General features: G+C 64.2%; 12 protein-coding genes. 2 read left to right on the forward strand and 10 right to left on the reverse strand.

Features of this window, described 5'->3' with window-relative positions:
* Positions 1 to 20 precede the first annotated feature (20 nt).
* Positions 21 to 1,031: an AraC family transcriptional regulator gene (locus ABFK29_RS23775; protein WP_347100727.1), complete on the forward strand. Its 1,011-nt coding sequence runs from the start codon at positions 21 to 23 to the stop codon at positions 1,029 to 1,031.
* A gap of 72 nt (positions 1,032 to 1,103) precedes the next feature.
* The gene (locus tag ABFK29_RS23780) at positions 1,104 to 1,556 is read left to right on the forward strand and encodes a MarR family winged helix-turn-helix transcriptional regulator (protein WP_005861535.1); all 453 of its coding nucleotides are present in this window, start codon (positions 1,104 to 1,106) and stop codon (positions 1,554 to 1,556) included.
* Between the two features lie 96 nt (positions 1,557 to 1,652).
* On the opposite strand, the gene paaZ is transcribed toward ABFK29_RS23780, so the two are convergent.
* The 10 genes from paaZ to ABFK29_RS23830 all read right to left on the reverse strand — a co-directional run bounded on the left by paaZ (position 1,653) and on the right by ABFK29_RS23830 (position 12,028).
* Complete coding sequence (paaZ, locus tag ABFK29_RS23785) at positions 1,653 to 3,722, reverse strand: phenylacetic acid degradation bifunctional protein PaaZ (RefSeq protein WP_040604892.1); 2,070 nt, start codon at positions 3,720 to 3,722, stop codon at positions 1,653 to 1,655.
* A 17-nt stretch (positions 3,723 to 3,739) separates the two neighbouring features.
* Positions 3,740 to 4,492 carry a Phenylacetic acid catabolic protein gene (locus ABFK29_RS23790; protein WP_005861539.1) on the reverse strand — a complete coding sequence of 251 codons (753 nt, stop codon included), beginning with the start codon at positions 4,490 to 4,492 and terminating at the stop codon, positions 3,740 to 3,742.
* A complete protein-coding gene (gene paaE, locus ABFK29_RS23795) occupies positions 4,482 to 5,558 on the reverse strand; it encodes a 1,2-phenylacetyl-CoA epoxidase subunit PaaE (RefSeq protein WP_005861541.1) in 1,077 nt (358 codons plus the stop codon). The genes ABFK29_RS23790 and paaE overlap by 11 nt, the downstream gene beginning before the upstream one ends.
* Before the next feature lie 65 nt (positions 5,559 to 5,623).
* The gene (gene paaD / locus ABFK29_RS23800) at positions 5,624 to 6,145 is read right to left on the reverse strand and encodes a 1,2-phenylacetyl-CoA epoxidase subunit PaaD (RefSeq protein WP_005861543.1); all 522 of its coding nucleotides are present in this window, start codon (positions 6,143 to 6,145) and stop codon (positions 5,624 to 5,626) included.
* Positions 6,146 to 6,150: 5 nt separating this feature from the next.
* A complete protein-coding gene (gene paaC, locus ABFK29_RS23805; RefSeq protein ID WP_005861545.1) occupies positions 6,151 to 7,005 on the reverse strand; it encodes a 1,2-phenylacetyl-CoA epoxidase subunit PaaC in 855 nt (284 codons plus the stop codon).
* Positions 7,005 to 7,292 carry a 1,2-phenylacetyl-CoA epoxidase subunit PaaB gene (paaB, locus tag ABFK29_RS23810; RefSeq protein ID WP_005861547.1) on the reverse strand — a complete coding sequence of 96 codons (288 nt, stop codon included), beginning with the start codon at positions 7,290 to 7,292 and terminating at the stop codon, positions 7,005 to 7,007. Before paaB ends, paaC begins: the two co-directional genes overlap by 1 nt.
* Before the next feature lie 24 nt (positions 7,293 to 7,316).
* On the reverse strand, positions 7,317 to 8,303 hold the full coding sequence (gene paaA / locus ABFK29_RS23815) for a 1,2-phenylacetyl-CoA epoxidase subunit PaaA (protein ID WP_005861549.1): 987 nt from the start codon (positions 8,301 to 8,303) through the stop codon (positions 7,317 to 7,319).
* 337 nt (positions 8,304 to 8,640) lie between these two features.
* A complete protein-coding gene (locus tag ABFK29_RS23820; RefSeq protein ID WP_232281596.1) occupies positions 8,641 to 9,474 on the reverse strand; it encodes a PaaX family transcriptional regulator in 834 nt (277 codons plus the stop codon).
* 417 nt (positions 9,475 to 9,891) lie between these two features.
* The gene (locus tag ABFK29_RS23825; RefSeq protein WP_005861555.1) at positions 9,892 to 11,064 is read right to left on the reverse strand and encodes a muconate/chloromuconate family cycloisomerase; all 1,173 of its coding nucleotides are present in this window, start codon (positions 11,062 to 11,064) and stop codon (positions 9,892 to 9,894) included.
* 94 nt (positions 11,065 to 11,158) lie between these two features.
* Positions 11,159 to 12,028, reverse strand: a complete 870-nt coding sequence (locus tag ABFK29_RS23830) for an intradiol ring-cleavage dioxygenase (protein WP_005861557.1) — start codon at positions 12,026 to 12,028, stop codon at positions 11,159 to 11,161.
* Positions 12,029 to 12,070: the final 42 nt, after the last annotated feature.

Consider the following 12,070-nt stretch of genomic DNA (forward strand, 5'->3'; position numbering starts at 1 on the left):
TGGGCACGGCCTTTGCGGCTGTGCGGGCCTCGTTCCTGACCGCGCTGATCGACCGGTTCGAGGCGCAGGGGCGTTCGGCGCAACCGCTGCTCAACCGCACCGGAATTTCGGCCGCGCAGCTTTCGGACCCCTATGGCGCGATCCCCCTGCCCCTCTTCGTCGACTTTCTCGAAGCCGCTGCCGAGGTGTCCGGCGATCCGATCCTCGGCGCCCGCATCGGCTCTGAACTGGCGGCTGCAGACATGGGACCGGCTGGCCTGATCCTGTCGCTGAGCGCGAGCATCGAACGTGGCATGAGCCGCATCGCACGCTACGCCAACGCGCTGCAAAGCGGAACGCAAAGCCAATGGGTGCTGGACCAGGACACCTTCGTGTTTTCCTACCGGATTTCGGACAGCGCCCTCTGGCCGCGCCGACAGGATGCGGAGTTCTCCCTGTCTTCGACGACGCAGGTGATCCGGGACAGTTTTTCGTCCCGCTTCGCACCGGTTGAAGTGCATTTCGAACATGCCGCCGGCGCGGATCCCTCTGTGCTGGAACGGCTTTTCCGGGCGCCGGTCCGCTATCGACAGCCGATCAACCGGCTGCTCGTGGCCCGACAGGATGCGGAACGGGTGCTTCGGCAGGAAGATACCGGGCTGCTTGCAGCGCTGGAGCGCCACGTGCGCGACCTCATGGGCGATGGCGACGACACGGGGACCGGCGCAGGCGGAACGGCGGAGGCGGCCCGTGCCGTCATCGACGCAAGCCTCGGCCTGTCGGTTGTCACGCTCGACCGGGTGGCGGCTGCACTCCACATGGGCCCGCGCACATTGCAACGGCGCCTGGCCGCCGAGGGCACCAGCCTGCGTGCGCTTGTCGACGACATCCGTTATCGCCGGGCGGCCCGGTTGCTTGCACTGCCCGGGGCTCGGGTGGGTCATGTCGCGCAGGCCCTCGGCTACACCGACCCGACAGCCTTCTGGCGGGCCTGGCGCGGCTGGACCGGCGAAACCCCAAGCGAAACCCGACGCAGCGTAACCTCACGATAAACGGGCAAATTCACGTTACAATCCAGCCCAACTTCGACATAAGGGAAGAAAACAACGGTTCCTGCCAGCCCTATGATCGACGCAATAACCCATCCCAAACATTTCAAGGCCGACTGGCCCTTCTACTGGATCAGCCAATTGAACGCGGCCTACGCCGACGCCCTTGAACGGCGCATCCGCCCCATCGGCATCGACATCCCGCGCTGGCGCGCGCTCATGAGCCTTTACGAGGATCAATATCTGTCGGTTTCCGAAATCGCTGCGTTTTCGGCGCAAAAGCTGAACACCACGACCAAGCTCATTCAGCGGATGATCAAGGACGAGATGGTGACAACCCGCCCGCGCCCGACCGACGGGCGCGTGACAGAGGTCTGTCTGACGGAAAAAGGCGACCGGCTGCGCAAACTCGCTCTGGTTGAAGCGCGCGCGATCTATGATCTGACTTTCGCGAAAATCGACCCCGAACGTGTGGCCGAGATGAACCGGCTTATGTCCGAAATGCACACCGCGCTGCGCAAGCTTTGAGGCGGCAGCGACAGCCTTGATTCAGTGCATCACGATCCGTTTTCGCGAGCCCTGATCCCCGCTGGCCGCGGCATCATCTGGACCGGATCGCCGGGATCACCCCTCGTCAGATAGCGGCCAGGTCTTCGCCACCATGGTCAGCACGTCGTATTCGGCAACCACTTCGCCCTTCTGGTTGGTGACCCGACAATCCCAGCGCACTTCGCCGTATACCGTGCCTTCCCGCGGGTTGATCTGTTTGCAGGTCAGCTGCACCTGAAGACTGTCGCCGAAATAGACCGGCGTCAGGAAGCGCAGGTTGTCGACGCCGTAATTCGCCAGCACTGGACCCGGATCGGGCTGCACGAAAAGCCCCGCAGCGAAAGAGGCGATGAGGTAGCCATGCACCACGCGATCCTCGAAGAAAGGGTTCGCCTTGGCGGCGTCGCTGTCCATATGGGCGTAGAACGTGTCACCGGTGAAATGGGCGAAATGCTCGACGTCCTCCTTGGTGACCACGCGGGAATCCGTGACCAACTGGTCGCCGATGTGCAGCTCTGCCAGCGACTTGCGGAAGGGGTGCGTGCCCGTTGCTGTGGGCGCGCCAGAGACCCAGTTGCCCGTCACCGACGACAAGAGTCGCGGCGTGCCCTGCACCGCCGTGCGCATCATGAAATGCTTCACGCCGCGCATGCCGCCCATTTCTTCGCCGCCGCCCGCGCGGCCCGGCCCGCCATGCACCAGCGGCGCCAGGGGCGAGCCATGGCCGGTCGAGCTTTTGGCGCTGTCGCGGTTGCCCAGCATCACCCGCCCGTGGAAAGGTGCGAGCCCCAGCACCAGCTTCGCCGCGACATTCTCATCGTTGGTAAAGACCGATGAGACAAGCGAGCCTTTTCCCTTCATCGCCAGGGCAATCGCCTCATCCAGCCCGTCATAGCCCATGACCGTCGCGACCGGGCCAAAGGCCTCGACCTCATGCGGCGCGGCGGCATTCATCGGATCAGCGCAGCGCAGCAGGACCGGGTTGAGGAAGGCGCCCTTGTCAGCATCGCCAGAGGCAACCGCCACGGTTTCAGGGTCGCCAAAGACGATATCGGCCTCTTTCGCGATCTCTGCGATCTTTTCGCGCACGCCGTCCCGGTCGCCGAGAGAGGCCAGCGCGCCCAGCCGGGTCTCGGCCAGATCGGGCAGACCAGCGGGCGTTTTCGCCAGCCGCTCGGACAGGGACGCGATGACCTCCTGTTCCAGCGCTTTCGGCACGATGACGCGGCGGATCGCGGTGCATTTCTGCCCCGCCTTGGCGGTCATCTCGCGATGCACTTCCCGCACGAACAGGTCAAACTCCGGGCTGTCGGGACCGGCGTCGGGGCCAAGGATCGCCGCATTCAGGCTGTCCGCCTCCATCGTGAAACGCGTGGCGTTTTCGACAATGGCCGGATGGGTTTTCAGCTTGCGCCCGGTGGAGGCAGAGCCGGTGAAGGTCACCACATCCTGCCCGGTGACGTGGTCCAGCATGTCGCCGACCCCGCCGCAGACGATCTGCAACGCGCCGTCGGGAAGAATCCCCATCTCAAGGATGCGCCGCACGACCAGTTCGGTCACATAGGCGGTCGAGGATGCGGGCTTCACCAGGCAGGGCATCCCGGCGATCAAAGCGGGCGCGATCTTCTCCAGCATGCCCCAGACCGGGAAATTGAAGGCATTGATGTGGATCGCGATGCCGCGCATGGGCACCAGAATGTGCTGGCCGACGAATGTGCCGTCCTTGGACAGCGGCTCGACCGCACCTTCGGGGATCACCTTGGCGTTGGGCAACTCGCGCCGCGCCATCGAGGCAAAGGTCAGTAGCGTTCCGATCCCGCCGTCGATATCGGGCCAGGCGTCCTTTGGCGTGGCGCCGGTGGCAAGACTTTCGGCGTGGAACTCGTCTTTCATCTCCATCAGCCTGAGGCCGATGGATTTCAGCATCAGCGCGCGTTCATGCACGGTCAGCGCACGCAGGGCTGGGCCACCCACCGCGCGCCCCCAGTCAAGCGCGCCGCCAAAATCGAGCCCGTCGGAGCCGATATAGGCGTGCACCTCGCCGGTGGCGGCATTGGCCAGCGGCTTGCCCGCGCCCTTGCCCGTTTGCCATGCGCCCTGCACATAGCTTTCGAGACGGCGCGCGGTACGTCCGGTATCCAGCATCTGCTTGTCCTTTCGGTTCAAGTCAAACCGAGGGCGGAGAGCGTGCGCTCTGCCTCGGCCCGCCACGCAGTGCGCAGCGTTTCATTGTCGGTGCGGCGCAGACCCATCGCCTTGAGCCGTTCAAACCGGTCGGACTGCGCCGGGCCAAAGGTCTCGGCCACGCGCGGCATCCAATAGGCGACCGAGGCCTTCGCCTCCTCCGTCGCGCCGATCCGCTCCAGCCCTTCGATCCCCAGTTCCATGTGCCGCCGTTCGCGGGGCAGCAGATCGCGCAGCACATCGGCCAGCGGCTGGTAGGAACAATGCGTCAGCTCACCCACTGCGTGCTGCGTGGCAAGGCCCATCAGCACATTCATAACCACCGCGTCGGTCCAGCCGGTCAGCGGATAGTGAAAGACCGACAGCCGCATGTCGCCGCCATGGCGCTTGGCCTGCAGCGTGCTGTCGCGGGCCTCGCGCGCCGCCCAGTCATGCGCCCGCTCGTAAAGCGCCGCATCGGTGCCGAAGCCCTCCATCAGGTCCAGCACCCGCTCGGCGTGGTCGGCCTTTTCCAGCGTAATGCGGCTGGCGGCGATGCGGGACTTGATGCCGGGCGCTTTGTTGATCGCGTTTGCAAAGCCCGCCGAGGCGGCAAGCTGGCTGTCGACGAAGGACGACATCAGCCGCAACAGCTCACCGCGATAGCGCGGCGGCACGTTTTCGGGCGAGGTCAGCTTGCCGCCCTGCCCCAGATAATCGGCGAGGGTCATCGTGTCGAAATCATTCGTCATAGCTGAGCACCACCTTGTCAGAGAGCGGAATGCACTGGCACGACAGCACGTATCCGGCGCGTACCTCGTAGTCTTCGAGCGCGTGGTTGATTTCCATCTCGACCTCGCCCTCCAACACCTTGGCGCGGCAGGTCGAACAGACGCCCGCCTTGCAGGAATAGGGGGCGTCGATGTTGTGTTCGAGCGCCGCGTCCAGCACGGCAGAGCCGTCCTTGGGCATCTGGAAACTGCGGGTCGCCCCGTCGAGCGTGACCGACACCTCGCAGGTGTTGCCAGCCGTGGCGGCCTGAGCGGAGATTGCGCGTTTCCTGGCCCGGCCAGGCTGGGACGAGGCGAAAAGCTCAAACTTGATCTGCTCATCCGCCAAACCGGCCTCGCGCAGGCTTTCGGCGATGGTCAGCATCATCGGCTCCGGCCCGCAGATGAACGCAGTGTCGACCGTTTCCGCGTCGATCCAGAGGCGGAACAGCATCTCCATCTTCTCGGCATCGATGCGCCCGGTGAAGAGGTCGATGTCCTGCCCCTCGCCGTCGAGGATATGGATGATCGAGAAGCGCCCGAGATAGGTGTTCTTCAGATCCTCCAGCTCTTCGCGGAACATGATCGAGCTGACCTGACGGTTGGCATAGACCAGCGTGAAGGTCGCCTTGGGTTCGCGCGACAGCGTCGTCTTGATGATCGACAGCACCGGCGTGATGCCGGAGCCGCCAGCGAAACCGAGGTAGGTCTTGGTGCTGTCGGGGTCGATCCGGGTAAAGAACCGGCCCTGCGGCGTCATCGCCTCCAGCGTGTCGCCCGGCTTCAGCTCTTCGTTGGCCCATGTCGAGAAGGCCCCGCCGTCGACGCGCTTGATGCCGACCTTTAGGCAGTCCTCGTCCTTACCCGCGCAGATCGAATAGGACCGGCGCAATTCGGTCCCGTCGAAGTCGCGGCGAAACGTCAGGTACTGGCCTTGGGTGAAATCGAAATGTTCCGCGTCCTCGGGGCGCGGGGTCAGCGTGAGCACGACGGCGTCGCGGGTCTCGCGCCGGATGTCGGTCACTTCGAGGGGATGGAAACGGGGCATGTCAGACCTCCTCCTGTCTGGCAGAGATGCGGTCGGGGCAGCGCCCCACGGGACCGTTCAGGCGCTTAGTGGCACTTGAAGTAATCGAAGGGTTCCAGGCACGCGCGGCAGCGATAGCTGGCCTTGCAGGGGGTCGAGCCGTATTGACTGACCCTCTCGGTCTCGGTCGAGCCGCAGCGGGGGCAGGCGATCAACAGATTTGACTGGCCAGACAGGCGGGCGGCACGACCCGCGGTCATGCCGTCGGATGCCGTGCCGTCCACCGGCGGGGCGATGCCATAGGCGCGCAGCTTGTCCCGGCCCGCCTCGGTGACCCAATCGGTGGTCCAGGGGGGCGAGAGGCGGCGTTCGAGCCGAAGATCGCCGACGCCCTTTTCCCTCAGGTGGGTCTCGATCATCAGGTCGATCACGGCGGTGGCGGGGCAGCCCGAGTAGGTGGGCGTGACGGCCACCACCAGCGTGCCGCCGTCCCAGCGCACCTCGCGCACGATACCCAGATCCGTGACCGAGACCACGGGAATCTCAGGGTCGGGCACCTCGGAGAGCCAGTTCCACACCACATCGGTCGAAGGCAGGACCACTGTCATCGGAGTTACCAGGTCGCGCCCGGGTAGGCGCGTTGCAGGAACTGCATCTCCGCCAGTATGTAGCCCAGATGTTCGGTGTGCCGCCCCTGCTTGCCGCCTTTCTGCGCGTCAAACCGCTGCTCCGGTTTGCGCAGCGTTGCCTCGGTCAGTACTTCGTCCACAGTCTGTTGCCAGCGCGGCAGAAGATCGGACAGCGCGGGTGCGATCCCGGCCTCGGCGACGGCCTCATCGACCGCATCCGCTGCAAACATCTCGCCGGTATAGGGCCAGAGCTTGTTGAGCGCCGCCTGCATCCTTGTGTGGCTCTCCTCCGTCCCGTCGCCCAGCCGGACCACAAGGTCGGAGGACCGCTCCAGGTGATAAGACACCTCTTTCAGCGCCTTCGCCGCGATTTCGGCCACCCGCGGGCTTGAGGATTTGGTCAGCGCCGTGAGCAGTTCGAAGTGGAAGGCATCGAACAGGAATTCCCGCATCAAGGTCACGGCCATATCGCCATTCGGCAACTCGACCAGCTTGAGGTTGCGGAACTTCATCGCGTCGCGCAGATAGGCCAGATCGTCGGCACTGCGCCCCTTGTCTTCGACCTCGGCGGCGAGACCCAGCCACATCTGCGTGTGGCCAATCAGGTCGAGCGCGGTGTTGGCAAGCGCGATGTCCTCTTCCAGCGCCGGGCCGTGCCCGCACCATTCCGAGATGCGGTGCCCGAGGATCAGGGAGTTGTCCCCCATCCGACAGAACCAGTCGAAGAAGGCCGGTTGAAGGTCCACATTCGCCAGATGCGGATCGTGCGATTGATGGGACGCGGCCTGTTTGGCGAGCGCGGCGGCGTCCGGCGTTGCGGCATTGGGAAGCGAAGGCATCACATGTGCCCCACGTCTTCGGGAATGTCGTAGAAAGTCGGATGGCGGTAGACCTTGCTTTCCGCCGGGTCGAACATTGGGCCTTTTTCCGACGGGCTCGACGCAGTGATCTGCGCCGACGGCACCACCCATATCGACACGCCCTCCTTGCGGCGGGTGTAGACGTCGCGGGCGTTGCGGATCGCCATCTCGGCATCCGGCGCGTGCAGGGAGCCCACGTGACGGTGGTTCAACCCATGCTGGCCCCGGATGAAAACCTCCCAGAGCGGCCATTCTTTTCTGGTCATGTCATCTCCTCCCAATCTGACCGATCACTCGGCGGCCATCCGGCGCGCCGCGGCCTTGTCGGCATAGGCGGTCAGTCCGTCGCGGAACCATTCGCCTTCGTCCCAGGCCTTTTGGCGTGCGCCGAGGCGTTCCTCGTTGCAGGGGCCGTTGCCCTTGATCACCTCGAAAAACTCGGACCAGTCCGGTTCGGCGAAATCGTAGCCGCCCTTGTCCTCGTTCCACTTGAGGGTCTCGTCAGGCACGGTCAGGCCGAGATATTCGGCTTGCGGCACCGTCTCGTCGACGAATTTCTGGCGCAACTCGTCATTGGTGTTCATCTTGATCTTCCAGGCCATCGACTGCGCCGAATGCACCGACTCCGCGTCGGAGGGGCCGAACATCATCAGCGCCGGGAACCAGAAGCGGTTGAGCGCGTCCTGCGCCATTTCCTTCTGCTCCGGGGTGCCGTTCGCCATTTTCATCATGATCGCGTAGCCCTGCCGCTGGTGGAAGCTTTCCTCCTTGCAGATGCGGATCATCGCGCGGGAATACGGCCCGTATGAGGTGCGCTGAAGCGGCACCTGGTTCATGATCGCCGCGCCGTCAACCAGCCAGCCGACCGCGCCCATATCGGCCCAGGTCAGCGTGGGATAGTTGAAGATCGACGAATATTTCATGTTCCCCGACAACAGCTTTTCGGTCAGCTCGTCGCGGGTGACGCCCAGCGTCTCGGCGGCGGAATAAAGATAAAGCCCGTGTCCCGCCTCGTCCTGCACCTTGGCCAGCAGGATCGCCTTGCGCTCCAGCGTGGGGGCCCGGGTGATCCAGTTGCCCTCGGGCAGCTGGCCGACAATTTCGGAATGGGCGTGCTGGCCGATTTGACGGATCAGCGTCTTGCGGTAGCCCTCGGGCATCCACTCCTTGGGCTCGATCTTCTCGTTCCGGTCGACCCGCTCCTGAAAGGCGCGCTCCTCGGGGCTCATCTCATCAAGAGATTTCATGCCTTCCGACTTTACCATCTGTGCGTACATGATCGTTCCTCCTGATGATACCTTAGGTCCGTTCCGGGATCATGGCGATCCCCTGCCCGACGCCCATACTTTTGGTGCACACGCCACGTCGGCCGCCGGTTCGCTGCACTTGAAGCACCCTGTTAAAGCCGGTCGAGCGCTCGCCTGCCAAGCAGGTACGCCATGGCGATGACCACATCCGCCAACCGGATGTGCGTGTTAAGGCGCAAATGAATGCCTTGGACATTCGCGTTTCCTCCCCGGCCGTTCAGCTCTTGCACAAAACCCGACCGCTCGGTCATGTTTTAGCACTCAATGCAGCACGTGTTAAGAGGAAACATGGCGATCCGTGTAATGTTTAAACAAGGACCTCAGCCCGATCCCAGGCGGCGGCCTCGCTCTCCAACCTGGCCAAGCGCCGCTCCGTTTCGTCGGTTCGCGAGGACAAAGCACCGTTATCGTTGAGAAATGTTTCCCCGACAAATTCGTCGGCCATGGCGGACAGGCCAAGGTAGACGGTCACGAACAACCGCCGCGCCCGCTCTGCTGGCCAGTCGGTCGGGCAGGCCCCACGTGGCAGTCCCGGATCTTTCAGCGCAGCGTGACGGTAGTCGTGAACGAGTCGGAGCCGACGGGCCAACGCCTCTTCCGGCGAAAGGGACGACACAGTGCCCCGCCCGTCCAACAGGCTCTGGTGACGTTCGAGAAACGCCTCGTAAGCGCGCGCGACATCGTCGAGCGCCCATTTCTCCCGTGCCAAGGACCGAAGGTCGCCATGCGCACCGATCTGCTCCGCACGCATGAGAACGCCATCGACGGGCGCCACGTCGTCCCGGTTGGGCGCGATGGCGACCGTCGGCGACAGGCGCATCCAAGGAGGGGGAAGATCTCCCGCCCCGGTCAGGCTCAGCAGCCAATCCCTCGCATCTGGTGACGGCAGAAACAGCAGCCTGGCCGCTTCGCGAAATTCTTCGCGGGCGCTCTCGGACAAATGGTAATAACTCTTGCGGCCAATCCGTACACCCTCCAGGTTTCCCGAGGCCACGAGGCGTGAGACCGCGGTGCGCACCAGTGTCTCGTTCAGCCCGTGCCTGCCGCAACATTCGATCAAGGTGCCGATCCAGAGCGCACCGCCGCGCGGTTCGACCACATCGCCATAAATCGTCACTATGAAGGCAGGGGCGCGCGGCACATCGCGCAACAGCGTGTCCTGTATCGCTGTATGCTCTCCGGATAGAGTGTTCATCGCTTGCTCCCACGGCCAACAAGTCTGCTCACAAGCAGACAGGACGCAGGGTATCGCAGCTTTTCCGGCACAACAAACGCGAAGCGTCTTTGTTTCTGTGCCGCTTTTGCCGTCTTTTGTCCGAACGTTCGGATCGACTGGCGCACGTGTCCACCATTTGCGAAGCTGGACGTGAGATCCGATTGCGGCCTGTCGGTCAAGCTGGGCACGAACTTTGCCGCCCTCTTCGCGGCGAGTGTCGAATGCCCCCGGGCGTGCCGTTGAAATGACGGCAAGCAGGGAGCTCTGCCCCCGCTCCTTCGGAGCCCCCCGAGGTATTTGCCACCAAGATGAAGAGGCAGGAGCTGCGCTTGCGCTGGTGGGTCAGTGCTTGCGGGTGGCCGCGTCGAGCGCGTCGGTGTCGACGGTGATGCCAAGGCCCGGGCCTTTGGGTGTCTCGATGTGGAAGTCGCGGTAGGCGATGCCGCTGGCGGTCAGGTCGCGCTGCAGGATCGAAGGACCGAAGTGTTCGCAGCCCCATTCCAGCGCGGGCAGGGTGGCGAAGACGGCAAGGTGGGCCGCGGCACCGATGCCGGATTCGAGCAGGCATCCGCCGTAAAGTTCCAGCCCGAAGGCGCCGGCGACGGCGGCAGCGCGCTTCATCTCCTGCAGGCCGCCGGATTTCACCAGCTTGAGCGAGTAGACGGAGCCTGTTGCGGCCACGGCGTTCTGCACGAGGTCCTGCGTGGAAAAGGCGGCCTCGTCGGTCATGATCGGGATCGGGCTGCGCTGCGCTACACGGGCGGTGGCGTGCAGAAGGCCGGGCTTCAGCGGCTGTTCGATCAGCGCGATACCCATCTCGGCGAGTTCCGGCACGTATCTTATGAACGTGGCCTCCGACCATCCCTGGTTGATGTCGACGACCATTTCGGTGCCTGCGGGCATGGCCGACATGATGCGGCGCAGGCGGATCATGTCCTCGCGCGGCTCATGGAAGCCCAGCTTGATCTTGAAGCGGCGGTGCAGGCGGGCATCGAGCTTGGCCTTCGCCTCTTCGATCTCCTGCTCGGCGTCTCCGGAGGCGAGGGCCCAGAGCACTTCGATCCGGTCGCGGACGGCGCCGCCGAGGAAGGCGGTGGCAGGCAGGTCGAGTGCCTTGCCCGCAGCGTCGTAGAGCGCCCCCTCGACAGCGGCACGGGCGGAGGTGTTGCGGCTGACCGCCTTCTTCATCTTCAGCGCGTTCAGTTCGAAGTCGAGCGCGGAGCCATCCAGCAGAGCGGGGGCCAGGTAGGTGTCGATGTTGGCCTTGATCGCTTCCACGCTTTCCTCGGACCAGCGCGGGCCGCCCAGGGTGCTGGCTTCGCCGTAGCCCGTCGTGCCGTCGGCCAGCATCGCCTCGACGATGACAAAGGACTGATGGGTGAGTTCGGTGTTCGACAGCTTGTGTCGCCGGGTCGTGACGCAGTCGACGATGCGCGTCCGGATCGCCTTGATGGCGGTGCCGCGGACGGTCGCGCCGCCAAGGTCTACCACCGCTGCCGTGCGGGATGCGCTCATGTCCGGGGTCCTGTCGTCGTCGGTGAGTTGAATGGGGGATTGCAGTCGGAAATGGCCCGCGCGACGACGGTTGACCGCCGCGCGGGGGAAGGCGTCACTCGGCAGCCATGGCCAGTTTCTGGTCGGCCATCACAAAGTCGAACTGCACGTAGAGGTCCGTGTCATGCCCGGCGTCCGCCTTGCGGAATTCGCCGATCAGGTTCTCTTTCACGGCGAACACGGAGTCGTTGTCGAGGTAGTCGGAGGAGGCATCATAGATCTGCGACACGAGCGGACGGTAACCCTCCTTGCTGACCCAGAAGTGGATGTGGCCCGGGCGCATGGTGTGGTGGCCCATGTAAGCGATCATCTCGCCCGCGGTCCAATCAGAGGGGATCGGGTAAGGCACGGGACGGATCGCACGGCAGGCGTAATAGCCGTTTTCGTCTGTCTCGAAGCGGCCACGCAGGTTGTAGTCCGGCTGATCCGGGTCGTGGTTCTCATAAAGACCGTTCGGCGCGTCTTCCCAGATGTCGATGATCGCGCCGGCGATCGGGCTGCCGGAGGCGTCCTTGACGTAGCCCTCGATGAAGACCGTTTCCTCGTTGTCGAAATGCTTCTGCACGATGGAGGCGCCATGCGGCAGGACCGGAGCGTTCTCGCGGAAGAAGGGGCCAAGCACGGTGCCGGTGGTTTCGCCGTTGGGCGTGGGGTTCGACAGCATGTCGCACAGCACCTCCACGCCGAGGATGTCGCCCAGCAGGATGAACTCCTGCCGCTTGTCGGAGCACACGGCACCGGCGCGGGCGAGGAAGTCGCAGGCCTGCATGAATTCGCCGTGCGTCAGGTTCACTTCCTTGCAGAAGCCGTGCAGGTGCTTGACCAGTGCGGTCATGATTTCCTTCTGGCGGGCGGGAATGTCGCTGCTGGCACCGATGGCGTCTACAACGACGTCGGTGACGTTCTCTACGGTCACGTTGCGCATTGGGGTCCTCCTCCTCTTGCGTCTTTCGGAGCGGCGGTGTGC

Origin of the sequence: Sagittula stellata E-37, from assembly GCF_039724765.1 — a bacterium.
GTDB classification, from domain to species: Bacteria; Pseudomonadota; Alphaproteobacteria; order Rhodobacterales; family Rhodobacteraceae; genus Sagittula; species Sagittula stellata.